Annotated in this window: 23 protein-coding genes; 12 read left to right on the forward strand and 11 right to left on the reverse strand. The window is 58.2% G+C overall.

Annotated features, from left to right (window positions below; translation table 11 throughout):
• The 3 genes from metH to rocD all read right to left on the reverse strand — a co-directional run.
• Positions 1 to 3,037, reverse strand: a 3,037-nt coding sequence (metH, locus tag ABI171_RS21500; protein ID WP_348094610.1) for a methionine synthase, incomplete at its 3' end; no start/stop codon positions are given.
• Between the two features lie 119 nt (positions 3,038 to 3,156).
• The gene (locus ABI171_RS21505; protein ID WP_348094611.1) at positions 3,157 to 4,035 is read right to left on the reverse strand and encodes an arginine deiminase-related protein; all 879 of its coding nucleotides are present in this window, start codon (positions 4,033 to 4,035) and stop codon (positions 3,157 to 3,159) included.
• Positions 4,032 to 5,273, reverse strand: coding sequence for an ornithine--oxo-acid transaminase (gene rocD, locus ABI171_RS21510; RefSeq protein ID WP_348094612.1), 1,242 nt, complete (start codon positions 5,271 to 5,273; stop codon positions 4,032 to 4,034). The genes ABI171_RS21505 and rocD overlap by 4 nt, the downstream gene beginning before the upstream one ends.
• A 237-nt stretch (positions 5,274 to 5,510) precedes the next feature.
• On the opposite strand from rocD, the gene ABI171_RS21515 reads away from it, so the two are divergent.
• The 3 genes from ABI171_RS21515 (at position 5,511) to ABI171_RS21525 (ending at position 7,251) form a co-directional block, all read left to right on the forward strand.
• Positions 5,511 to 5,978: an Lrp/AsnC family transcriptional regulator gene (locus ABI171_RS21515; RefSeq protein WP_348094744.1), complete on the forward strand. Its 468-nt coding sequence runs from the start codon at positions 5,511 to 5,513 to the stop codon at positions 5,976 to 5,978.
• 173 nt (positions 5,979 to 6,151) lie between these two features.
• Positions 6,152 to 6,784: a cysteine hydrolase family protein gene (locus ABI171_RS21520; protein WP_348094613.1), complete on the forward strand. Its 633-nt coding sequence runs from the start codon at positions 6,152 to 6,154 to the stop codon at positions 6,782 to 6,784.
• A 65-nt stretch (positions 6,785 to 6,849) separates the two neighbouring features.
• Positions 6,850 to 7,251, forward strand: coding sequence for a 4-oxalocrotonate tautomerase family protein (locus ABI171_RS21525; protein ID WP_348094614.1), 402 nt, complete (start codon positions 6,850 to 6,852; stop codon positions 7,249 to 7,251).
• Here the strand turns inward: ABI171_RS21525 and ABI171_RS21530 are convergent.
• Positions 7,244 to 7,525 (reverse strand): 2Fe-2S iron-sulfur cluster-binding protein, encoded by a 282-nt coding sequence (locus tag ABI171_RS21530; RefSeq protein WP_348094745.1) that lies wholly within the window; start codon positions 7,523 to 7,525, stop codon positions 7,244 to 7,246. The two genes, ABI171_RS21525 and ABI171_RS21530, sit on opposite strands and share 8 nt — an antisense overlap.
• A gap of 257 nt (positions 7,526 to 7,782) precedes the next feature.
• On the opposite strand from ABI171_RS21530, the gene ABI171_RS21535 reads away from it, so the two are divergent.
• Positions 7,783 to 7,938, forward strand: a complete 156-nt coding sequence (locus ABI171_RS21535; RefSeq protein WP_348094615.1) for a DUF3096 domain-containing protein — start codon at positions 7,783 to 7,785, stop codon at positions 7,936 to 7,938.
• Positions 7,939 to 7,954: 16 nt separating this feature from the next.
• On the opposite strand, the gene ABI171_RS21540 is transcribed toward ABI171_RS21535, so the two are convergent.
• A complete protein-coding gene (locus ABI171_RS21540; protein ID WP_348094616.1) occupies positions 7,955 to 8,857 on the reverse strand; it encodes a LysR family transcriptional regulator in 903 nt (300 codons plus the stop codon).
• A gap of 60 nt (positions 8,858 to 8,917) precedes the next feature.
• On the reverse strand, positions 8,918 to 10,009 hold the full coding sequence (locus tag ABI171_RS21545; protein ID WP_348094617.1) for a BMP family ABC transporter substrate-binding protein: 1,092 nt from the start codon (positions 10,007 to 10,009) through the stop codon (positions 8,918 to 8,920).
• Between the two features lie 257 nt (positions 10,010 to 10,266).
• Between ABI171_RS21545 and ABI171_RS21550 the strand changes: the two genes are divergently transcribed.
• A complete protein-coding gene (locus ABI171_RS21550) occupies positions 10,267 to 11,031 on the forward strand; it encodes a class II glutamine amidotransferase (RefSeq protein WP_348094618.1) in 765 nt (254 codons plus the stop codon).
• A gap of 37 nt (positions 11,032 to 11,068) precedes the next feature.
• On the opposite strand, the gene ABI171_RS21555 is transcribed toward ABI171_RS21550, so the two are convergent.
• A complete protein-coding gene (locus ABI171_RS21555) occupies positions 11,069 to 11,836 on the reverse strand; it encodes an exodeoxyribonuclease III (RefSeq protein WP_348094619.1) in 768 nt (255 codons plus the stop codon).
• A gap of 234 nt (positions 11,837 to 12,070) precedes the next feature.
• On the opposite strand from ABI171_RS21555, the gene pyrE reads away from it, so the two are divergent.
• Both pyrE and ABI171_RS21565 read left to right on the forward strand, forming a co-directional pair.
• Positions 12,071 to 12,736 (forward strand): orotate phosphoribosyltransferase, encoded by a 666-nt coding sequence (gene pyrE, locus ABI171_RS21560; RefSeq protein WP_348094620.1) that lies wholly within the window; start codon positions 12,071 to 12,073, stop codon positions 12,734 to 12,736.
• Positions 12,737 to 12,873: 137 nt separating this feature from the next.
• A complete protein-coding gene (locus ABI171_RS21565) occupies positions 12,874 to 13,494 on the forward strand; it encodes a DUF4124 domain-containing protein (protein WP_348094621.1) in 621 nt (206 codons plus the stop codon).
• A 75-nt stretch (positions 13,495 to 13,569) separates the two neighbouring features.
• Here the strand turns inward: ABI171_RS21565 and gatB are convergent, their stop codons facing one another.
• The 4 genes from gatB to gatC form a co-directional block, all read right to left on the reverse strand.
• Positions 13,570 to 15,030 carry an Asp-tRNA(Asn)/Glu-tRNA(Gln) amidotransferase subunit GatB gene (gatB, locus tag ABI171_RS21570; protein ID WP_348094622.1) on the reverse strand — a complete coding sequence of 487 codons (1,461 nt, stop codon included), beginning with the start codon at positions 15,028 to 15,030 and terminating at the stop codon, positions 13,570 to 13,572.
• A gap of 10 nt (positions 15,031 to 15,040) precedes the next feature.
• Positions 15,041 to 15,556 carry a hypothetical protein gene (locus ABI171_RS21575; RefSeq protein WP_348094623.1) on the reverse strand — a complete coding sequence of 172 codons (516 nt, stop codon included), beginning with the start codon at positions 15,554 to 15,556 and terminating at the stop codon, positions 15,041 to 15,043.
• An 11-nt stretch (positions 15,557 to 15,567) separates the two neighbouring features.
• The gene (gene gatA / locus ABI171_RS21580; RefSeq protein WP_348094624.1) at positions 15,568 to 17,034 is read right to left on the reverse strand and encodes an Asp-tRNA(Asn)/Glu-tRNA(Gln) amidotransferase subunit GatA; all 1,467 of its coding nucleotides are present in this window, start codon (positions 17,032 to 17,034) and stop codon (positions 15,568 to 15,570) included.
• Positions 17,035 to 17,136: 102 nt separating this feature from the next.
• Positions 17,137 to 17,439, reverse strand: a complete 303-nt coding sequence (gene gatC / locus ABI171_RS21585; RefSeq protein ID WP_348094625.1) for an Asp-tRNA(Asn)/Glu-tRNA(Gln) amidotransferase subunit GatC — start codon at positions 17,437 to 17,439, stop codon at positions 17,137 to 17,139.
• A 247-nt stretch (positions 17,440 to 17,686) separates the two neighbouring features.
• Between gatC and ABI171_RS21590 the strand changes: the two genes are divergently transcribed.
• The 5 genes from ABI171_RS21590 to rodA all read left to right on the forward strand — a co-directional run bounded on the left by ABI171_RS21590 (position 17,687) and on the right by rodA (position 23,606).
• The gene (locus ABI171_RS21590) at positions 17,687 to 18,730 is read left to right on the forward strand and encodes a rod shape-determining protein (RefSeq protein ID WP_038493730.1); all 1,044 of its coding nucleotides are present in this window, start codon (positions 17,687 to 17,689) and stop codon (positions 18,728 to 18,730) included.
• A 167-nt stretch (positions 18,731 to 18,897) separates the two neighbouring features.
• Positions 18,898 to 19,911 (forward strand): rod shape-determining protein MreC, encoded by a 1,014-nt coding sequence (mreC, locus tag ABI171_RS21595; protein WP_348094626.1) that lies wholly within the window; start codon positions 18,898 to 18,900, stop codon positions 19,909 to 19,911.
• Positions 19,908 to 20,420 carry a rod shape-determining protein MreD gene (gene mreD / locus ABI171_RS21600; protein ID WP_348094627.1) on the forward strand — a complete coding sequence of 171 codons (513 nt, stop codon included), beginning with the start codon at positions 19,908 to 19,910 and terminating at the stop codon, positions 20,418 to 20,420. Before mreC ends, mreD begins: the two co-directional genes overlap by 4 nt.
• Before the next feature lie 43 nt (positions 20,421 to 20,463).
• The gene (gene mrdA / locus ABI171_RS21605) at positions 20,464 to 22,464 is read left to right on the forward strand and encodes a penicillin-binding protein 2 (RefSeq protein WP_348094628.1); all 2,001 of its coding nucleotides are present in this window, start codon (positions 20,464 to 20,466) and stop codon (positions 22,462 to 22,464) included.
• 29 nt (positions 22,465 to 22,493) lie between these two features.
• Complete coding sequence (rodA, locus tag ABI171_RS21610; protein WP_348094629.1) at positions 22,494 to 23,606, forward strand: rod shape-determining protein RodA; 1,113 nt, start codon at positions 22,494 to 22,496, stop codon at positions 23,604 to 23,606.
• Positions 23,607 to 23,642 lie beyond the last annotated feature (36 nt).

A 23,642-nucleotide genomic window follows, 5' to 3' on the forward strand; every position in this document is an offset into this window, starting at 1 on the left:
CGATAATCCTGGCAAGCATCGCCTTTCCCTCGGCGAGCACGTTGCGCGCTGCTTCACCGACGACCGGATCGTCGAGGATCGCCGGATACGGTCCCGACAATTCCCATGCCTGGAAAAACGGTCCCCAATCCATGAACGGCAGCAACAGCGACAGGTCGACGTTGCGCAGCGGGCGCTTGCCGATCAGCGTCGGCGCCGGCGGCGCGTATTGCTTCCAGTCGGTGGCGAACGCGTTGGCGCGCGCGGCGGCGAGCGTGACAAGCTTCGGGCCCGACTTCGCGGCATGCTGCGCGCGCACGCGTGTGTAGTCGGCGGCCGTCTCGGCGATGAATGCGTCGCGCTGGTCGGGTGACAAAAGGCGCGTGGTGACCCCCACGGCGCGCGACGCGTCGGGCACGTACACGGTAACGCCGGCGTAATGCGGCGCGATCTTGACGGCGGTATGCACGCGCGACGTTGTCGCGCCGCCGATCAAAAGCGGCAGCGTGCAGCCCTCGCGCTGCATTTCGGCCGCCACATGCGCCATTTCCTCGAGCGACGGCGTGATGAGGCCCGAGAGCCCGATCGCGTCCGCGTTGCGCTCGCGCGCCGTGGCGAGGATCTTCTGCGCCGGCACCATCACGCCGAGATCGATGACGTCGAAGTTGTTGCACTGGAGCACGACGCCGACGATGTTCTTGCCGATGTCGTGCACGTCGCCCTTGACCGTCGCCATGACGATCGTTCCCTTCGGCTTCGACGCGGTGCCCGTCAGCCGCTTTTCGTCCTCGATGTACGGGATCAGGTGCGCGACCGCGAGCTTCATCACGCGCGCGCTCTTCACCACCTGCGGCAGAAACATCTTGCCGGCGCCGAACAGGTCACCAACGATGTTCATGCCATCCATCAGCGGGCCTTCGATCACATGGATAGGGCGGCCGCCGTTGTTCAACAATTCTTGCCGGGCTTCTTCGGTATCTTCCACGATCCATTGCGTGATGCCCTGCACCAGCGCATGCGCCAGCCGCTGCTGCACTGTGCCGCCGCGCCATTCCAGCGTCGCTTCTTCCTTCTTGTCGCCAGCCTTCAGGGTCGAAGCGATTTCGATCATGCGTTCGGTCGCATCGTCTCTGCGGTTCAACACCACGTCTTCAACCCGCTCGCGTAATTCCGCCGACAGGTTGTCGTAGACGCCCATCATGCCGGCGTTGACGATGCCCATGGTCATGCCGGCCTTGATCGCGTGATACAGGAACACGGTGTGGATCGCTTCGCGCGCCGGATCGTTGCCGCGGAAGCTGAAGCTGACGTTGGAAACGCCGCCACTGATTTTTGCATGCGGCAGGTTTTCGCGGATCCAGCGGGTGGCGTTGATGAAGTCGACTGCGTAGTTGTTGTGTTCTTCGATACCGGTGGCGATCGCAAAAATATTCGGGTCGAAAATGATGTCTTCCGGCGGGAAGCCGATCTGGTTCACCAGCAGTTTGTAGGCACGCTCGCAGATTTCGATCTTGCGCTCGAAGGTATCGGCCTGGCCCTTTTCATCGAAGGCCATGACGATCACGGCGGCGCCGTAGCGCCGGCACAGCTTGGCCTGGCGCAGGAATTCCGGCTCGCCTTCCTTCATCGATATCGAGTTGACGACAGCCTTGCCCTGCACGCATTTGAGACCGGCCTCGATCACCGTCCATTTGGACGAATCGATCATGATCGGCACGCGCGCGATATCCGGTTCGGAAGCGATCAGGTTGAGGAAGCGCTGCATGGCTGCGATTGAGTCCAGCATCGCTTCGTCCATGTTGATGTCGATGACCTGAGCGCCGTTTTCAACCTGCTGCCGAGCCACCGCCAGCGCTTCGTCGTATTGCTCGTTCAGGATCAGCCGCGCAAACGCCTTGGAGCCGGTGACGTTGGTGCGCTCGCCGACGTTGACGAACAGCGAGTTGTCGTCGATGGTGAACGGCTCCAGGCCGGACAGGCGCATTTCGTGCGTGGTTTCCGGCACGGTACGCGGCGGAATTCTGGCGACGGTATCGGCAATCGCCTTGATGTGCGGCGGCGTGGTGCCGCAGCAGCCACCGGCGATGTTGACGAAGCCGCTCTCGGCGAAATCCTTCAGCAGTGACGAAGTGACGTCCGGGGTTTCGTCGAAGCCGGTGTCGCTCATCGGATTGGGCAGACCGGCGTTCGGATAAATGCAGACGAAGGTATCGGCGATCTTGGACAACTCTTCGGCGTAGGGACGCATCAGCGCCGCGCCCAGTGCGCAGTTGAGGCCGACCGTCAGCGGTTTGGCGTGGCGGATAGAATTCCAGAAAGCGGGCACGGTTTGTCCCGACAGGATACGTCCCGAGGCATCGGTGACGGTGCCGGAAATCATGATCGGCAAACGCAGTCCCGACTCTTCAAAGAAGGTATCGATGGCGAACAGCGCAGCCTTGCAGTTCAGCGTATCGAAAATGGTTTCGACCAGCAGCACATCGGCCCCGCCTTCGACCAAGCCGCGGGTTTGCTCCAGGTACGTGGCGACCAGCTGATCGAAAGTGACGTTGCGCGCCGCCGGGTCATTCACATCCGGCGAGATCGACGCGGTTTTCGGCGTCGGGCCGAGAGCGCCGGCGACGAAGCGCGGCTTGTCCGGCGTCGAGTATTTGTCGCAAGCAGCGCGCGCCAGCCGTGCCGAGGCGACGTTCATCTCATAGGCTAGATGCGCCATATGGTAATCGTCCTGCGCCACAGTGGTGGCGCCAAAGGTATTGCTTTCGATCAGGTCGGCGCCGGCCGCCAGGTATTCCTCATGAATGGCGCTGATGATATGCGGCTGCGTCAGCGACAACAATTCGTTATTGCCTTTGACGAACAGCTCCCGACCCGGCCCGGTGAAGTCGATGAAGCGGCCATTGGGACCGCCGCGATAATCCTCTTCCGTCAGCTTGTATTGCTGGATCATGGTGCCCATGGCGCCATCCAGGATCAGGATGCGTTGCGCCAGTAGCTCGCGCAAACGCGTTTCGACGGGGTTGATTGAAGCGGCAGGATTTGTTGCGGAAGGCGTCATTAGCGTACTCAGTCGGTCAGGACGCAAAAAACCCGGTCGCCGATAGCGCCGGGTTGTTTGCAAGGGCAATGCCAGAAATTATACGTTAAATCAATGGCTTGCGTATTCCAGATAGCTGATTAGGCAGCTTCTTGGCGGACCGCCTGTGTAGCGCCTTGATGTGGTTCATTGAGCTTCAACGTCAGGCATTTTGCTGCGCCGCCAGCCTTGAGGAACTCGGTCAATGCTGTCTGATGCACAATGAAACCGTGTGCCTGCAGCTGAGCGACCAGCGTGTCCGATGCCTGGTTCAGGAAAATATGACGGCCGGAGTTGACGGTATTGCAAGCAAAATGCAGGGCATCTTCGCTACCGACGATAATGCGCTTGTCGGCTGGAACACGGGCTGTGATGTGCGCTTGCGACTCGGCGTCGAATGCTTCAGGGAAATACATCACATAGCCGCCAGCCAAAGGACAGAAGCAGGTATCCAGATGATAGAAGCGGGCGTCGACCAGTTTCAGCGGCTGCACTTCGATGTCCAGCAGTTCAGACAAACGGGTGGCGCAAGCGATATCGGAGCGATGGCCGTGGCCGAACCACAACAGGTTTTCACTGCGGTCCATCAGCGCGTCGCCGGCGCCTTCGAAAGGCAGCTCCGGCGGCAGGGTCAGCACTTCAAAACCGTGGGCGGTGAAGGCGGCGTCGAAATAGACTTCCTCAGCTTGCCGCTCAACGTGGCGGAAACGCGACAACACCACTTTATTGCCCAGCACTACGCCGGCATTCGCAGTAAATACCAGATCGGGAACGCCCGGCATGGCCGGCATCATCTCGATCTTCGCTACCTGGCCGATGGCTTCCACCAATGCCAGCCATTGCTCCATGGCGATGCTACGGTTGCCATGCGCAATATTGCCAGCCATCCACGGATTAATGACATAAGACACTTCAAAATGGTCCGGAGCGCACATCAAGAATGTGTCTTCCGCGGTATGGTCCAGCAGTTGGTTGGTCATGCGTAGCTCCTTTCGGTCAGGTTGGTTGCGGGTGTATCAGTCAAGGTCGAAAATGTGTGGCGAATGGCTTCGAGTGCGGTATCGATGTCGTTGGCGGTGATGATCAGCGGCGGCGCAAAGCGCACCACGGTGTCATGCGTGTCCTTCGATAAAATACCCTGGCTCATCAACCGTTCGCAGAATTCGCGGGCGGAAATAAAGCTCGGATCGAGGTCCATGCCGATCAGCAGGCCCTTGCCGCGGATCTGCCGGATCGCAGGATGCTGAATCGCCCGCAAGCCGCTCAACAGGCGCTCGCCCATGCGTTGTGCGTTCTCAGCCAGCTTCTCTTCGCGCAGCAAGCGCAGCGCCGCATGGCCGACAGCCGCCGCCAGCGGATTGCCGCCGAAGGTGCTGCCATGGTCGCCGGGCGTAAACACCGCCATCAAATCTTCCCTGGCTAAAAATGCGGATACCGGCAGCAAACCGCCACCAAGGGCCTTGCCCAGGATCAGGCCATCCGGCTTGACGCCGTCGTGGTCGCTGGCCAGCAGGCGGCCGGTACGGCCGAGGCCGGTTTGCACTTCATCGCAAATCAGCAAGACGTTGTGGCGGTCGCAGATTTCACGGCATTTTGCCAGATAGCCATCGGGCGGCACAATGATGCCGGCTTCACCCTGGATCGGTTCCAGCAAGAAGGCTGCGGTGCGCGGCGTAATTGCGGCTTCCATGGCGGCGGCATCGCCAAACGGCACGCTGCTGAAACCACCGGAAAACGGCCCGAAACCATCGCGATACTGCGCTTCAGAGGAGAAGCCGACAATGGTTGTGGTGCGGCCGGAGAAATTGCCGTGGCAAACGATGATTTCAGCGCTGTTTTCAGCAATGCCCTTGACCTTGTGGCCCCACTTGCGAGCCGCCTTGATCGCGGTCTCGACGGCTTCCGCGCCGCTATTCATCGGCAAAGCCTTAGGCATGCCGGTCATTTCGCATAATAATTGCAGGAACGGTCCGAGCTGGTCGCTATAGAACGCCCGCGAGACGATTGCCAGCTGGGCGGCCTGTTTGGTCAGCGCGCCGACCAAGGTAGGGTGGCTATGGCCGAAACTGACGGCAGAGTAGGCCGACATCATGTCCATGTAGCGCTTGCCATCCTGATCCCACAGCCAGATGCCTTTGCCGCTGCTGAGCACCACCGGCAGCGGTTCATAGTTGTGCGCGCAGTATCGGTCTTCGAGAGTTATTGCATGGTTCTTCATGGTCTGCTCCTGGTGAGGCCACTTCTAAGAACCTAGCCTGGCCAGGCGATGACGTTATGTCCGCAGGCGGACGCTGGCTGAGACGCTTAGAGGTAGCTGCAAAATGCTGTTGTATATATGTATTGCATCTGGCTACATGATAATCACAAGCGATGGAAATATTTGTGCATAATGAAGCATGAATTGGTTGTAATACGCACGAATCGTGCATAAGTGGGAGTAAAGATGGAAAGCAAGGTGGAAAAACTCGATCGTTACGACAGGATACTGCTGCGCACCCTGCAGGCGAACGGCCGCGCATCCAATGTGGAACTGTCGGAACAAGTCAATTTATCGGCGCCGCAATGCTACCGGCGCGTCCAGCGGCTGGAGAAAGACGGCATCATCCGGGGTTATGCCGCGCAGGTGGAACCGGCGGCCATCGGCTTGGGCGTGGTCGCCTTCGTCAACCTGAATATCGCGCGCGAGCAGTTCAAGCAGGTGCGCAAGTTGGAGAAGGCGATCCGCCTGTTTCCTGAAATCCTGGAGTGCTATACGATTTCGGGGGACTTCGATTATTTGCTGAAGGTGGCGGCCAGCGATTTGAAGTCGCTATCGGCATTTTTGACGGATCGTTTGATGCAGGTGCCGGGGGTGGCGGGAGTGCGTTCCATGGTGTGTCTGGAAGAGATCAAGCCGTCCAGTCCTCTGCCGTTGGCGGATTGAGTGAGAAAACTCCTGCAAGGATTGAAGCGACTTGGTACGGGTGTGATGTTGCGAATAAATTAATTTAATGATGATTTGTGCTGTTCTTGCACAAATCATGTGTTATCTACCCGCTGTTCTAGCGCTGCTCGCGGGCTTAAGCTGTGTACTCCAACTCACCAACAGGAGCTCACATGAATGCCTCGACCAACAACCTGGCCGGTAATCCAACCATCCGGACCCTGGTAGGCGCGACAGCCAGCACCAGCCTCGATCCGAAAACGACCGCTCTGTTGGTGATTGATGTTCAAAATGAATACTTCAGCGGCAAGCTACCGATTCCGGATGGCTTGGCGGTAGTGCGCAACGCCAATCGCCTGATTACGCTAGCCGACAAGCATGGCATGACAGTGTTTCATGTGCAGCAATGGAATGCAGTCGAGCGGCCACTGTTTACGAAAAACACGGTGATGGCCGAATTCCATCCCGATATGCAAGTGGCTTCGCATCATGCGATTGTCCGCAAAACCTTCGCCAGTGCTTTTGCCGGCACCGATCTGCAGCAACAACTACAGGCGCGTGGCATCAAGACGCTGATCGTGACTGGCTTGATGACTAATAACTGCGTGGCGGCGACTTCTTTCGATGGTGTCGCCAACGGCTACAAAGTCATCATCGGCAGCGACGCCAGCGCCACGCGTGACATCCGCAGCTGGGACGGCGGTGTAGTCAATCACAAGGACTTGCATCGCGCCGTATTGACCGGCATGTCGGACGCCATTGCTGAAATTCGCAGCACCAGTGAAATCCTGGAGCTGGTCAGCTAGAAATAGATTTTCCTATTGCTACAGCAGCCGTTGCTTCTTTTTCTACCCTATATTGAAAGCGCATCATGCCCATACTTACCGTACTGTTATCCACTACTCCGGACACCGCGATGTCAGCCAAGGTCGCCGGCACCTTGTCACGTCTGACCGCGGAGATTTTGCACAAGAAACCTGAACTGACCTCGGTTGCGATTTCGCACGTCGATCCGGCGCACTGGTTTGTCGGCGGCCCGTCATTGGCGGCGCAAAGAAAGACCAGCTTCTTCCTGGACATCCGTATCACCGATGAAACCAACACCGCGGATGAAAAGGCGCGTTACATCGATGTAGTCTTCAAGGAAATCGGTGCATTGCTGGGCGAGCTGCATCATGAAAGCTATGTCCACGTCCACGATGTGCGGGCAGCCGCTTACGGTTTCGGCGGTTTGACGCAGCAGCATCGGGCGGTGGCGGCGCGCCTTACTTGATAAGTTGCGTGGCACGCGGTTCTTCGATGACCAGGTCGGATTGCGGATAAGCGATACAGGGCAGGATGTAGCCGTCTTTTTTTTCATCGCTGCTCAGGCCCGGCCACGCGATCTGGTAGCGAATTTCTCCACTGAGAAGACGGCACATGCAGGTTCGGCATGTGCCGTTTCTGCATGAACTCGGCAAGTTGATTGCGGATTGCCTCGCTGCTTCCATGACAGGGATGGCGCCAGACGCTTCAAAGTCCCAATTCTTTGGCTCGATCCGCACCATGAATCTTCCATCAGGCGGCATGTTTCATTCCTCTATATGTCGATATGTAATAGAACTTACGCAAAACTGCCCCAGCGGCGTTACTCCTCCTAGCCGTACGCCGTACTGTCTTCGTCGTCGTGCCTTGCCGGGACAGTTTTGCGTAAGTCCTATGTAAATCTCTCCGTAAGATGGCGGCGATCTTGTAGAATCGCTGATCGGTCAGAACCCCTGTCCGCAGTCCGCATTGCGCCGTTTTCCATCCTATGGATTTACCCATGAATATACATTTTTCGCTCGTTCCCATCGTGTCCCTGATCGCCGGCATCCTGATTCTGATCACGCCCAAGCTCTTGAACTATATCGTGGCTTTCTACCTGATCGCCATCGGGCTGATCGGTCTGTTCGGCGCCGGCCATTTCCGTCTGCATTGAGAATTGACGCGCTGTTTCAATCCCAGCGCGGAGTGGCATACCATGTCACCGCGAAATCGACAAAAGCCCTTACTTTCGGCGACAAGTGCCGATTTTGCGGATAGATCGCGTACAGGTCGCGCGGCTTCAGCGTGAAGCCGGGTAATACCTGCAACAGATCGCCACGCCGCAAGTCTTCGTGCACGATAAAGGAGCTGGTGGCGGCGATGCCCAGCCCGGCCAGCGCCGCCGAACGCAAGGCAATCCCGGTGTTGGCTTGCAAGTTGCCACGTACAGTCACCGTGTGTTCGCTGCCATCGGCTGCGTAAAATTCGAATTCGTCGGGTTTTTTCGCCAACGTGTAAGTCAGGCAGTTATGCCGGGTCAGGTCAGCGGGCTGGTTCGGGACGCCCTGCCGTTTCAGATATGCCGGTGAAGCCGCCAGGAGTATTCCACAAGTCGCCAGGCGCTTGGCGACCAGGGTCGAGTCGGGCAAGCTGCGGGTCAGGCGCAACGCCACGTCGAAACCTTCTTCGATCACATCGACCAGCCGGTCATTGCACACCAGGTCGACTTTCAACTGCGGATTGGCGATGATGAATTGCGGCAGCCATTGCGCCAATTCCAGCGTGCCGAACGCCATCGGCGCATTAACCCGCAAGGTGCCGGACGGCCGCGCCTGATGCGCCGATACGGCCTGGGTGGCGTCGTCTATCTGGTCGAGTATGTGGCGGCTGCGTTCATAGTATTCCTGGCCGGCCTCGGTCAGCGCAAAGCGGCGCGTTGTGCGGTTCAGCAGTTGCGCGCCCAGCTCCAGCTCCAGTTGCCGTACCTGGCGCGAAACGATGGTGTGCGACTGGTTGAGTTCAGCGGCGGCAGCGGTGAAGCTGCCGCTCTCCACCACACGCCGGAAGGCGCGCATTGCAGCCAGTTGATCCATGCGCCATGCTCCAGGATAAATAAAAGCACAACGCTATCAGAATCGACCGGCTACCGCTATTTAATCTACCTTGAGTTTGCCGCTGATGATTGCAGTGCTGGCTTCGCGCAGCTTTTGCAGCAGCGGCCGTTGATGCAAGATGTCGCACTCCGAATAGGCGGCATCCAAGCTCAGTGCGGTCAACGCCACGGCCCCCTCTTTCAGGCCGAAATCAAAACGCGGTGAGGTCGAACCGTTGGCCAGCAAGCCGACCGCCAGGATAATTGCGCTATCCACATGCACTTCGACGTTGTCCAGTACCTTGCCCGGCGCCTGGATGCATTGGTTGACGCCGCTGCCGATGGCCTTGGCATGGGACTGTGGCGTGAGTGCCTTGAACACACCGGAATTGCTGCCGGCGGCGGCGGCCCAGATGACGTCGACGCCGTCGCCGAGCATGGTCTTGGTCAGCGCCTCGGCGCGCGACGGATCGTTGAACGGCTGAGCGCCTTCCACCCACAACGGCTCGTGCACCGAAATCGCCGGTTTGGCGGCTCGTGCGCCATTGGTGAAGGCCTGGCTGTTTTTCTGGCGCAAAGCGGTATCGCTGGCGCCGATCAGGCCGATCTTGCCGGTTGCAGAGACCAGCGCCGCCTGCATGCCGGCCAGGTAGCTGGCTTCGGATTCACGGAAAGTGATACAAGTGATATTGCTGGCGGCGTTGTCAATGCAGTGTTCAAGAATCAGAAAACGGGTCTGCGGCGCCTGGCGCGCCACACTGTCCAGCAGTTCCTTGAACTCCACTCCCATTACCACCACGATCTTGGCGCCTTGCTTGACCGCGTTGTCCAGCTGTTGCAGGCGGCCGGCGCGGGTAGGCTGGCTTTCCAGCGTGCCGGCCTGCATCTTGTACAGTTTGGCGGCGTTGTTGACGCCACTGCTGCCTTGCTGCAGGAGGAAGTCGTCGTTGTTTGGCACCGGCCGCACATAAATGATCTTGGGCAGGTCGGCAGCGTTGGCATTAGCGGCGGCAGACTCCACAAAAAACCCTGGCAGCAATGCCAACGGCAGAAACAGGCAGCGCCATTTGGCCACATTGTGCGGCTTGCGGCATTCCATGCCGGTCATAACGGGACGTGAGTTTGTGTGCGGCGTACGAGCGGCCAGTGTCATTGTCTCTTCCTTTTTTATACGGCGCCGGATCTGATGCCGGCACGCGGTGTGCCCACATATTGCTGGCAAAGCGGTTGCGCTCCATTTGGAGGAAGATATACAAGGTATTGCGCCGAACTGATGTGCGGCGCCGTGGGGCGCGGCAGCGGCACGATATTTAACTTTTTATTGCGGCTTCTGCGTGATACCGTTATCAAATTGAATATTGCCGCAATAATGCGGCAGCAAATTACGTTTATCTCACCTGGTTCAGGAATATGTGTCAGTTACTTGGAATGAATTGCAATGTGCCGACCGACATTGTGTTCAGCTTTACCGGCTTCGCCACACGCGGCGGCCAGACCGATCATCATAGCGACGGCTGGGGCATCGCCTTCTTCGAAGGCAGCGGCGTGCGTCATTTTGTCGATTACCAGGCGGCGATCGCCTCGCCGGTGGCGGAGTTGATCCGGCGTTGTCCGATCAAGTCGAAAAACGTCATCGCGCATATCCGCAAAGCCACCCAGGGCCAGGTGGCATTGGAAAACTGCCATCCGTTTGTACGGGAGTTGTGGGGCCGCTACTGGGTCTTTGCCCATAATGGCGATCTGAAGGAATTCGCGCCGCGCCTTAACGGCCCTTACCGGCCGGTCGGTAATACCGACAGCGAGCTGGCGTTCTGTTATCTGCTGCAGCAGCTGCGCCAGCGTTTCGGCGACAGCCCGCCATCACAGGCCGAGCTGACCGTTGCGTTGCGCGAACTGGCAAGTGAAATTGCTGCCCACGGCACCTTCAACATGATGCTGTCCGATGGCTCGGCGTTGTTTACGCATTGCTCGACCAATCTGTATTACATCGTGCGCCAGTTCCCGTTTGCCGAAGCCCATCTCTCAGACGAGGATGTCAGCGTCGATTTCTCGCAAGTAACCACGCCGCAAGACCGGGTCGCAGTGATCGTCACCGAGCCGCTGACGACCAATGAGGTATGGACCAAATTTGGCCAGGGCGAACTGATCGTGTTCGTCGACGGCCAGCCGGTCTAGGAGTCCGACAGACTCCTAGGGCTGCCGTCGGAACCAATCAGGAGTAATCGATCGTCAGCGGCGCGTGATCCGAGAAGCGTTCGTCCTTGTAGATGGCCACCGCATGCGCGTTGGCGGCGATGCCCGGTGTGGAGATGTGGTAGTCGATACGCCAGCCGACGTTCTTGGCCCAGGCTTGGCCGCGGTTGCTCCACCAGGTGTATTGCTCTTCGCGCTGGTCGACCTTGCGGAAGACGTCGACCAGGCCGACTTCGTCAAACAGCCGGGTCAGCCAGGCGCGTTCTTCCGGCAGGAAACCGGAGTTCTTCTTGTTGCCCTTCCAGTTTTTCAAGTCGCGTTCCTGATGCGCGATATTCCAGTCGCCGCAAATTACGACTTCGCGGCCGCTGGCTTTGAGTTCTTGCAGATGCGGCAGGAATGCTTCCATGAAACGGAACTTGGCGATTTGCCGTTCTTCGCTGGACGATCCGGACGGGCAGTACAAGGAAATCACCGTCAAATCACCAAAATCGCACTCCACATAACGGCCTTCGGCATCGAATTCCGGATTGCCAAAGCCGATCCTGACCGATTTCGGCTTGCGTTTGCTATACAAGCCGACGCCCGAATAGCCCTTCTTTTCGGCGTAATGGAAATGTCCGACGTAACCTTCCGGCGTCAGGAATTCCGGCGTCATGTCAGCGGCTTGCGCTTTCAGTTCCTGGACGCAGATGAAATCGGCGGACTGTTTGGTCAGCCACTCGAAGAAACCTTTCCTGGCTGCGGAGCGGATACCGTTGAGATTGGCGGAAATGATTCTTGGCATGGTTGTTATTGGTAAAAAATTAATGGGAAATGATGTCCGGTGAGGTACCAAGGATAACCGAAGCGTAGCCTGGGCGTGTAGACCGCTCTGTATGCAAAGCATTGACATGGCAGGCACGTTGTTTGCACTTACCGCTGTGTAGCAGGTGAACTCCATTTAAAATGGCGGTCTGGTGTCGCTTTTGGTTTATAAATAGCGACAAAATTTGTCAGCCTCAACCGTCTGGAGTGCATTTTGAACAATTTACGTCAACAATTTATTGAATTTGCGGTGAAGGCCGGGGTCCTGAAGTTCGGCGAGTTTGTCACCAAGGCAGGGCGCACCTCGCCGTATTTCTTCAATGCGGGCATGTTTAACGAGGGCGCCGCCCTGGGCCAGCTGGCGCAATTTTATGCACGCACCCTGATTGATTCTGGTTTGCAGTTTGACATGCTGTTCGGACCTGCCTACAAAGGTATTACGCTGGCTTCGGCCACCGCGGTGGCGCTGGCGGCGCAAGGGCGCAATGTGCAGTTTGCCTATAACCGCAAAGAAGCCAAGGATCACGGCGAGGGCGGCAACATCGTCGGCGGGCCATTGAAGGGTCGGGTGCTGATTATCGATGACGTGATTTCAGCCGGGACCTCTGTGCGGGAGTCGGTCGACATGATCCGCGCCGCCGGCGCTACGCCTTGTGCGGTAGTGATCGCGCTGGACCGGATGGAGCGGTCCGGCAAGGATGACGCTTTATCGGCCAATTCCGCAGTAGAAGAAGTGACGCAAGCGTATGGCATGCCGGTGGTTTCGATCGGCAACCTGAACGACTTGCTGGAATATATTTCCGGTGCTGGCGCCGATGCTGAACTGAACCGCTACCAGGCTGCGGTAGCAGCTTACCGGGAGCGCTACGGGGTAGCATGATCGCGCGGCTTGTGTGACGCACGAGCCGTTGCCTTCGCGCTGCTGGTATCGCTCGCGCCGGATTGCAACGTGTTGTGTGTCGACATTTGTCGTGGATGATGGGAATGAAGCGGATTGCACTAACTCTTAAGCGAACTTTGTTTTTCGGTGTAGCAGGCTTGCTGCCTTTGCTGCCCATCATGGCGCACGGCCAGATTTATACCTGCAAGGATGCCGCCGGGCGCACCGTCACCGGCGACCATCCGATGCCGGAATGTGCCGACCGCCGGATTGTGGAATTGTCCAAGGCGGGAGTGGTGAGGCGAGAAATCCCGGCGCCGCTGACCGCGGAACAAAGACGGCAGCAGGACATCCTGGATGAAAAACGGCGGGCGGAGGCGGCGACGGCAGAGCAGCGGCGCCAACAGGACCGTGCTTTGCTGGCGCGTTATCGCAGCGAGGCCGACATCGAATCTTCGCGCCGCTATTATCTGTCGTTGTCGCAAGATTTGATCAAGCGCGACCAGATCGGCATCGACGATGCGCAGAACCAGCTGAAAACAGCCAATACCGAAGCCGAGTTTTACAAGCACAAGAAAAGTCTGCCGATGAGCTTGCGCAACAAGATGGACGAAGCTAATCGCGATATCGCCTATAACCAGAAAAACATGGCGGATCATCAGTCCGAATTGACCCGTATCAATGGCAAGTTCGACGAAACCCTCAAGCACTATCGGGAATTGGCCAGCGTCGCTGCGGAAGCGCAGGCCGCACGCTGAGAGAAGCTGCCGCAGAAAGCAGAACGGCTGGCAGAGCGTCCAGCCGTTTTTTTTCGTCCTGCTGTCGTCCTGCTGTTATGTCGTCAGTTTCCGTTTCAACAGCTCGGTCAATTGCGCCGGATTGGCTTTGCCCTTGGTGGCTTTCATGGCCTGGCCGATCAGGGCGTTAAAGGCCTTTTCCTTGCCGGCGCGGAATTCCTCGACTGATTTGGCGTTGGCCGCCAACACGTCATCGATTATTTTTTCCAATGCGCCGCTGTCGGAAATCTGCTTCAGGCCCTTGCTTTCGATAATCTCGTCGGCCAGGTTTTCCTGTGCGGATTTTGCTTCCCACATCGCGCCGAATACTTCCTTGGCAATCTTGTTGGAGATGGTGCCGTCGGCGATACGCTGCAACAGCACGGCCAGCTGCGCCGCACTGACAGGCGCGTGCGCGACATCGACGTTTTCGCGGTTCAGCGCCGACGCCAGGTCGCCCATCAGCCAGTTGGCGGCAGGCTTGGCTTGTTCCTTGCCGGCTTTGACCGTCACTGCTTCAAAGTAACCCGCCATGGCTTTTGACTGCGTCAATACCGCTGCGTCATATTCCGACAAGCCAAAATCGCGGACGAAACGTTCGCGCATGGCGTCCGGCAGTTCCGGCATGGTGGCGCGCACGCGTTCCACCCATTCCGCAGCGATCACCAGCGGCGGCAAATCCGGGTCGGGGAAGTAGCGGTAATCCTGCGAATCTTCCTTGCTGCGCATCGAGCGCGTTTCCTTCTTGTCCGGGTCGTACAAGCGGGTTTCCTGCACTACTTTGCCGCCGTCTTCGATCACTTCGATCTGGCGCCGCACTTCGTAGTTGATTGCTTCTTCCAGGAAGCGGAAGGAGTTGAGGTTCTTGATTTCACTGCGGGTGCCGTAGGCAGCCTGGCCGACTGGGCGCACCGAGACGTTGGCGTCGCAGCGGAACGAGCCTTCCTGCATGTTGCCGTCGCAAATGCCCAGCCACATTACCAGCGAGTGCAAAGCCTTGGCATAGGCCACCGCTTCAGCGGCGCTGCGCATGTCCGGCTCGGTCACGATTTCCAGCAGCGGCGTACCGGCGCGGTTGAGGTCGATGCCGCTCATGCCCTGATAGTCTTCATGCAACGATTTGCCGGCGTCTTCTTCCAGATGGGCGCGCGTCAGTTGCACGCTGCGCAGCTCGCTCTTGCCGTCTTTTTCCAGCATGAAGGAGACTTTGCCGCCTTGGACCACAGGAATTTCAAACTGGCTGATCTGATAGCCTTTCGGCAGGTCAGGGTAGAAGTAGTTTTTACGCGCAAAAATGGATTGCGGCGCAATCGTGGCGTTCACCGCCAGGCCGAACTGGATCGCGCGTTCTACCGCGCCGCGATTGAGCACCGGCAGCACGCCTGGCAAGGCCAGATCGACCGGGCTGGCCTGGGTGTTGGCTGCCGCGCCGAACTGGGTCGAGGCGCCGCTGAATATTTTTGACTTGGTCGAGAGTTGCGTATGCGTTTCCAGACCGATCACGACTTCCCACTGCATAATTATTTCCTCATTTATCTTGATAACTACAGTCGCCGGTCTTCAAGTCTACCGACAGTTCCGTAAAATTTCCTCTAGAGCCGCATAGCGCCGGGCAGCTGGGTATCACGTGCAATTTGTCGCCATCGCGTTGCAAGCGAATACTGCAATTCATGCCGTGATTGAAAAAATCGTAACCGCGCTGTTGGCGTGCCGCGGCAGGATCTTTCAAGGTGATGCGCCAGTTGTCTTTCTTGCCGTCCTGCTCGACTTCGGCTTGCGGATCGTCGCTGGTGTCGATGCTGCATTCGAAACCGTGGGTCGGCCGGTACAGCGCCGATTCCCAGCGCAGCGCTTCGATGCGGTCGCCATCCAGCTTGAACTCGCCGGTGTCGCCGTAAATCACTTTTTCGCCATCCTCATTGCGCGTCATGTTGCAGCCGAACTTGGTCTGCAACTGTTGCGCCTGGCTGGCCGGCGCCAATAACGCCGCACTCAGGGTCAGCAGCGCCAGCAAGCTGACGCGATTGCGCGAAACAGATGGCATCAGGCGGCTCATCAGTCAGGCGAACGCAGATGCCAGTCGGTGACGCGCTGGAACTGATGCGCGACGTTGAGCAGCTTGGCTTCGTCATAGTAATTGCCGATGATTTGCAAGCCCACCGGACGTCGTGCATTCTTCTCGCCCTGGCCGAAACCGCACGGTATCGACATGCCGGGCAAACCTGCCAGGCTGGTCGACAAGGTGTAGATGTCGGCCAGGTAATTGGCCACCGGATCGTTGGCCTTGGCGCCCAGATCCCACGCCACGGTCGGCGAAACCGGCCCCATGATGACGTCGCACTGGCGGTTCGGGCCGCTCAGTGCGTTCTGGAAATCCTGGGCGATCAGACGGCGGATCTTTTGCGCCTGCAGATAGTAGGCGTCATAATAACCGTGCGACAGCACATAGGCGCCGACCAGAATGCGACGCTTCACTTCTTCGCCGAAACCTTCCGCGCGCGACTTCTTGTACATCTCTGCCAAGTCTTTGTAATCGGCCGCACGGTGGCCATAGCGAACACCGTCGAAACGACTCAGGTTGGACGACGCTTCGGCCGGTGCGATCACGTAATAGACCGGGATCGACAGTTCGGTTTTCGGCAGCGAAATGTCGACCAGCGTCGCGCCCAGTTTTTCATATTCGGCTAGCGCCGCGCGTACCGCCTGCTCGACATCCGGCGCCAGGCCGCTGCTGAAATATTCGCGTGGAATACCGATGCGCAAACCCTTCAAATCTTTTTCCAGATCGCGGCTGAAATCTTCTTTGGCGCGTTCCAGGCTGGTCGAATCGCGCGGATCGAAACCGGTCATGGCGTTTAGCAGCAGCGCGCAGTCTTCCGCAGTCTGGGCGATCGGCCCGGCCTGGTCCAGCGACGAGGCGAAGGCGATCATGCCGAAGCGCGAGACGCTGCCGTAAGTCGGCTTGATGCCGGTGACGCCGCACAGCGAAGCCGGTTGGCGGATCGAGCCGCCGGTGTCGGTTGCGGTGGCCGCCGGCGTCAGGCGCGCAGCTACTGCCGCCGCGGAGCCGCCAGACGAACCGCCAGGAATCGCGCACTTGTCCCACGGATTCTTGACTGCGCCGAAATACGAATTTTCATTCGACGAACCCATCGCGAATTCATCGCAGTTCAATTTCCCCAAGGTCACCATGCCGGCGTTGTTGAAGTGTTCGACGACGGTGGCGTCGAACGGGCTGGTGTAATTTTCCAGCATCTTCGAACCGGCGGTGGCGCGCCAGCCGCGCGTGACGAATATATCCTTGTGGGCGATCGGCACGCCGGTCAGCGGCGTCGTGTCGCTTTGCGCCAGACGCTGGTCGGCGGCGCGCGCCTGTTGCAAGGTCAGTTCCTGATCGACATGCAAGAAGGCGTTCAGGTCGCTTTGCTGGATACGCGCCAGGTACAGTTGCGCCAATTCCTCGGCGGAAATCTTCTTTTCGTGCAACAGCACTGACAATTGCTTGAGTGTTTTGGTATGCATGAGTACTTTTAAATATTAACTTTGCGGGACCGCCCGCCAGGCTTCGGAGCATTTATCGTGCGCACATCGCTCGCAGATCGGTGCAAGCAAGCGCGAAATGATTTATTCGATTACCTTAGGCACCAGATATAAACCATCTTCAATCGCCGGGGCAACTTTTTGATATTCTTCGCGTCGATTGGGTTCGGTCACTTCGTCGTCGCGCAAGCGCAGGGCGAGATCATGGCGGATCGCGGCAATCGGGTGGCTCAGCGGTTCGATACCGGTGGTATCGACTGCGCGCATCTGCTCCACCAGAGAGAAGATACCGTTCAGTTTGTCCAGCGTGGAGGCGGCCTGGTCTTCGGTGAGTTCAAGGCGTGCTAAATTGGCAATGCGCTTAACGTCGGAAAGGGCTAATGACATGATTTTCGTTCGCGCTTCGGGGCGCGGCTGCTAGTGTGGTTAAAAAGTAAATGCTTTGCTTGCGGAAAATTGCTCGGATTTTTGTAAAAAGCAAGCATTTTGAGCGCTATACGCCCTAAGTTGAGTCAAATTATAAGGTAGAATGTTGCGTCCATGCGGCAGGTAATAGATCTTTACCATGCGCGGGATACTAGACACCCCCCTAAAAAACGTTTAAGCGCACCATTGTTGCGCATTGGAACAATTCATGTTTGGATTTTTACGCAGCTACTTTTCAAATGACCTGGCGATTGACCTGGGTACCGCGAATACGCTGATTTATGTACGCGATAAAGGTATTGTCCTGGACGAGCCGTCGGTTGTAGCAATTCGCCAGCAGGGCGGCCCGAACGGCAAGAAGACAATTCAAGCCGTCGGCCGTGAAGCAAAACAGATGCTGGGCAAGGTTCCTGGCAACATCGAAGCGATCCGCCCGATGAAAGACGGCGTGATCGCCGACTTCACTGTCACCGAGCAAATGCTCAAGCAGTTTATCCGCATGGTGCACGACACCAAGCTGTTCAAGCCGTCGCCACGCATCATCATCTGCGTACCTTGCGGCTCGACCCAGGTTGAGCGCCGCGCGATTCGCGAGTCGGCATTGGGCGCCGGCGCTTCGCAGGTGTTCCTGATCGAAGAGCCGATGGCCGCGGCGATCGGCGCCGGCTTGCCGGTCTCGGATGCGACCGGTTCGATGGTGGTGGATATCGGTGGCGGTACGACCGAAGTCGGCATCATCTCGCTGGGCGGCATGGTCTACAAAGGCTCGGTACGGGTCGGCGGCGATAAATTCGACGAAGCCATCGTCAACTACATCCGCCGCAACTACGGCATGCTGATCGGCGAACAGACTGCCGAAGCGATCAAGAAGGAAATCGGTTCCGCCTTTCCTGGTTCGGAAGTGCGTGAGATGGAAGTCAAGGGCCGCAACCTGTCCGAAGGCATCCCGCGCTCGTTCACCATCTCCAGCAATGAAATCCTGGAAGCGCTGACCGATCCGCTCAACAACATCGTATCGGCCGTCAAGAACGCGCTGGAACAGACACCGCCGGAACTCGGCGCCGACATCGCCGAAAAAGGCATGATGCTGACCGGCGGCGGCGCTTTGCTGCGCGATCTGGACCGGTTGCTGATGGAAGAAACCGGTTTGCCGGTGATCGTGGCCGAAGACCCGCTGACTTGCGTGGTGCGCGGTTCCGGTATGGCGCTGGAACGGATGGACAAGCTGGGCTCGATCTTTTCTTACGAGTAATCCAGGCTGATGCGACGCTTACCCAACCTCGTCAGTTTTATCTTGAGGGTGGGTAACGGCAACCGGGTCGGTGCACCAGTGCATACGACCCGTTGTCACATCTGCGGTATCAGCATGAACCTGCTGGTGCCGCCAGTTACCGACCATACCGAACCTGTCCATTACTGATGGAATACAGTCCACCACCCCTCTTCAAGCAAGGCGCTTCCGCCCGCGCCAAGGCGGTGATATGCACGCTGCTGGCGTTGTCGCTGCTGATTGCCGACTCGAAGATACATGCCTTGCTGCTGCTACGCCAGGCAGTCGGCACCGCGCTTTATCCCTTGCAGATGGTCGCTCTGGTGCCACGTGACGCCAGCAACAAAGTGATCGATTATTTTTCTTCGCTGTCGACGGTGGAAAAAGAAAATCAGGCATTGCGCAGCAAGCAAGGCGAGCGCGCGCAGCAATTGCAGCAGGCGCTGCAGCTGGCCGCGGAAAATGCGCAACTGCGTAAATTGCTCGGCGTCGAGCAGCGCTTGCCGGTGAAATCGGTGATGAGCGAAATCCTGTATGACGCGCGCGACCAGTTTGCCCGCAAGGTCATCATGGACCGTGGTTCGCAGCATGGCGTCGCTACCGGCCAGCCGGTGATCGACGACGCCGGGATTGTCGGCCAGGTGACGCGCGTATTTCCATTCACTTCCGAAGTCACGCTGCTGACCGACAAAGACCAGGCGATTCCGGTGCAAGTGCTGCGCAACGGCTTGCGTAGCGTCGCCTACGGCCGCGGCCAGTCCGGTTACCTCGACCTGCGTTTCATGTCGTCCAACGCCGATATCCAAAAGGGCGACCTGCTGGTCACCTCCGGCATCGACGGTGTCTATCCGGCCGGTCTTGCGGTTGCCAAGGTGATACAGGTTGAAACCAAGTCGGCCGACGCCTTCGCCCATATCGTGTGCGAGCCGGTGGCAGGTATCGACAGGCACACGCAGTTGCTGATCCTGTTGGTCGATCCGAATCCGATCGCTCGGCCGGATGATGAGGCGGCTGTCCCCAACAGCAAGGCCGACATTCTCAGCAAACGCCGTCTGACCGAGAGCACCCGTGACAAGACCAGGGAAGCTGCTGCCAAAGATGCCGGCAAAGAAAATAATCCGGAAGCGGCCCGCAAAAATCCGCAGGGAGCCAGTGTCCGATGATGCGTCCTCACTATATTCTGTTGCCGGCCAATCCGCTGTTCATTGCGATGACCTTGCTGCTGGCGTTTCTGCTCAATTTGCTGCCATGGGGCCAATGGCCCGGGGTGCCGGATTTCGTCGCGTTGACGCTGGTGTTCTGGAGCATTCACCAGCCGCGCAAGATCGGCATCGGCATCGCCTTTTGCATGGGCTTGCTGATGGACGTGCATGAAGCCACGCTGCTCGGCCAGAACGCCTTGGCATACACTTTGTTATCGTATTTTGCGATCATGATCCATCGCCGCGTATTGTGGTTTTCGGTCGGCGTCCAGGCCCTGCATGTGCTGCCTTTGATGCTGTTTACACAGCTGATACAGATGGTGATCCGCATGTCGGTCAGCGGCAAGTTTCCCGGCTGGCTGTATTTCTCCGAGAGTTTTGTCAGCATGGCCTTGTGGCCGCTCGTGGTGTGGTTATTGCTGGCGCCGCAGCGGCGCGCAGTCGATCGCGATGACAATCGCCCAATCTAGCATTTATCGCTACGACTGCTATTGAACCGTTGCAGAGTTATTCATGACAGAATTTAAAAACACCGAACGCGAACTCAGAAATTTCCGCCTGCGGATTTCGGCGGCTATCGCGTTTGTGCTGATCTGCTTTGGCCTGCTGTGCGCGCGCTTTGTCTGGTTGCAGGTGGTGCGTCACGATGCCTACGCCGCACAAGCTGAAGACAACCGGATTTCGCTGGTGCCGGTGGTGCCCAACCGCGGCCTGATCATGGATCGCAACGGCGTTATCCTGGCGCGCAACTACTCCGCCTACACGCTGGAAATCACCCGCTCGAAAATCAAGGGCGATATCGATAGCGTGATCGATGATCTGGCGCAGGTGGTCAGTATCACGCCGAAGGACCGTCGCCGTTTCAAGAAATTGCTGGAAGACTCCAAGAGTTTCGCCAGCCTGCCGATCCGCACCCGCCTGACCGATGAGGAAGTGGCGCGCTTCACCGCACAGCGTTACCGCTTTCCCGGCATCGATGTGCAGGCGCGTTTGTTCCGCCAGTATCCGCTGGGCGAAGTGGCGGCCCACGTGATCGGCTATATCGGCCGCATCAACCAGAAGGACGCCGACCGCATCGACGACAGTGACGACGCCGCCAACTACAAAGGCACCAGCTACATCGGCAAGGACGGGCTGGAAAAAAGTTACGAAAAACAATTGCACGGCACCACCGGCTACGAGGAAATCGAAATCGCCGCCAGCGGACGGGCGGTGCGCAGCATGTCGCACGTGTCAGCGACGCCGGGCGACAACCTGATCCTGTCGATCGACATCGAATTGCAGAAGGTGGTTGAAGAAGCGTTCGGCAACCGCCGCGGCGCAATGGTGGCGATCGAGCCATCCACCGGCGACGTGCTGGCGTATGTGTCACAGCCTTCCTTCGACCCCAACCTGTTCGTCGAAGGCATCGACCAGCAAAGCTGGGATGAGTTGAATAATTCGCCCGACCACCCGCTGATCAACCGGCCGATGAGCGGCAGCTATGCACCAGGCTCGACCTACAAGCCGTTCATGGCGCTGGCTGCGCTTGAGCTGGGCAAGCGAACGCCAGCGTTTGCAATCAACGATGTCGGCTATTTCATGCTGGGCGGCCATCAGTTCCGCGACGACAAGGTCGGTGGCCACGGCCGGGTCGATATGTACAAGTCGATCGTGGTTTCCTGCGATACCTATTACTACATGCTGGCCAACGATCTGGGGCCCGACACCATCCATGATTTCATGAAGCCGTTCGGCTTCGGCCAGCTGACTGGCATCGATCTGGAACACGAGCAGCGTGGCCTGTTGCCATCGACCGACTGGAAGCGTAAATACTACAAACGCGTGGCGGCACAGAAATGGGTAGGCGGCGACACCATTTCCCTCGGCATCGGCCAGGGTTTCAATTCCTTTACGCCTTTGCAGATGGCGCATGCGGTGGCGACGCTGGTCAACGATGGCATCGTGATGAAACCGCATCTGGTGAAAATCATTGAAGACGGCGTGACCCGCCAGCACACAGAGACGGTGCCAAAGGAAAGCTATCGGATTCCGCTGAAGCAGGAAAACGTCGACTTCATCAAGAAAGCCATGGTCGGCGTGACACGTGAAGGTACCGGCGCCAAGGTATTTGCAGGGGCTGGTTACGAGTCGGGTGGCAAGACCGGGACGGCACAGGTGGTCAGCATCAAGCAAGGCGAGAAGTTCGATGCCAAGAAACTGAGTTCGCGCCAGCTGGACCATGCTTGGTATACCGCATTTGCCCCTGCCGATAAGCCGCGCATCGCGCTGGCCGTGATCGTCGAAAATGGCGGCTTCGGAGCGGCGGCGGCGGCGCCGATCGCACGCAAGGCCCTGGATTTTTATCTGTTGGGCAAGCGCCCTGGCGATTCCGGCAAGGCAGCGCCAGCCGCTGCACCGACGCCGGTGGAGGAAGACATCACTCCTGCGCAACCGACGGACGACATGAAGTCCAGCGATGGCTCGGAAAACAGCTATAAGCCGGGTGAAGAAACCCCCGGGAACCGGGAATAACAGATGGCCGCCGAATTGAAAGCAACAGCATGAGCCTGACCGATAAACACGCCTGGCTGCGCAGCATCAAATCACACATCGTGGTATTCGATGCAGCGCTGTCTCTGATCATTTTCCTGATCCTGGCGGTCGGCATCGTCACCTTGTATTCGGCCGGGATCGATTTTCCTGGGCGGGTTGAAGACCAGCTGCGCAATATCCTGGTGGCGTTCGTCATCATGTGGGTCGCCGCCAACGTACCGCCGCAGACCCTGATGCGGTTTGCAGTGCCGATCTATACGGTCGGGGTGGCTTTGCTGATTGCGGTGGCCTTGTTCGGCATCGTCAAGAAGGGTTCGCGGCGCTGGATCAATTTCGGCGTCGTCATCCAGCCGTCCGAAATCATGAAGATCGCCATGCCCCTGATGCTGGCCTGGTACTTCCAGAAGCGCGAAGGCATGATCACCTGGCGCGATTACCTGGTGGCGGCAATATTGCTGGCGCTGCCGGTCGGCCTGATCATCCGCCAGCCGGACCTAGGCACCGGCACCCTGGTGCTGGCGGCCGGCTTCTATGTGATTTTCCTGGCCGGCCTGTCGTGGCGTGTACTGGTCGGCCTGGCGGTGGCCGTCGCGGCCAGCCTGCCGGTGCTGTGGTCGGTATTGCACGATTACCAGCGGCAGCGCGTGATGATGCTGATCGATCCGACCTCGGACCCGCTCGGCAAAGGTTTCCACATCATTCAATCGACGATTGCGGTCGGCTCTGGCGGCGTCTTCGGAAAAGGTTGGCTGAAAGGCACACAAGCGCATCTGGAATTCATTCCCGAACGCACCACCGACTTCATTTTTGCGGTATTTTCCGAAGAGTTCGGCTTGATCGGCAATGGCGTCCTGCTGTTCTTGTACATGCTGCTGATCGGTCGCGGCATGATGATTGCGGTCAATGCGCCCACCATGTTCACGCGTTTGCTGGCCGGCTCCATCACGCTGATTTTCTTTACTTATGCCTTCGTCAACATGGGCATGGTCAGTGGCATTTTGCCGGTGGTTGGCGTACCTTTGCCATTCATGAGCTATGGCGGCACGGCGTTGGTTACGTTGGGCCTGGGCGCCGGCATCCTGATGAGCATCCAGCGCCATCGCAAACTGATACAAACATGACCATGGTTGAACTTGTGTCGTCAAACTCGAGTCCAT

This window comes from Collimonas sp., assembly GCF_039923675.1.
GTDB lineage: Bacteria > Pseudomonadota > Gammaproteobacteria > Burkholderiales > Burkholderiaceae_D > Collimonas.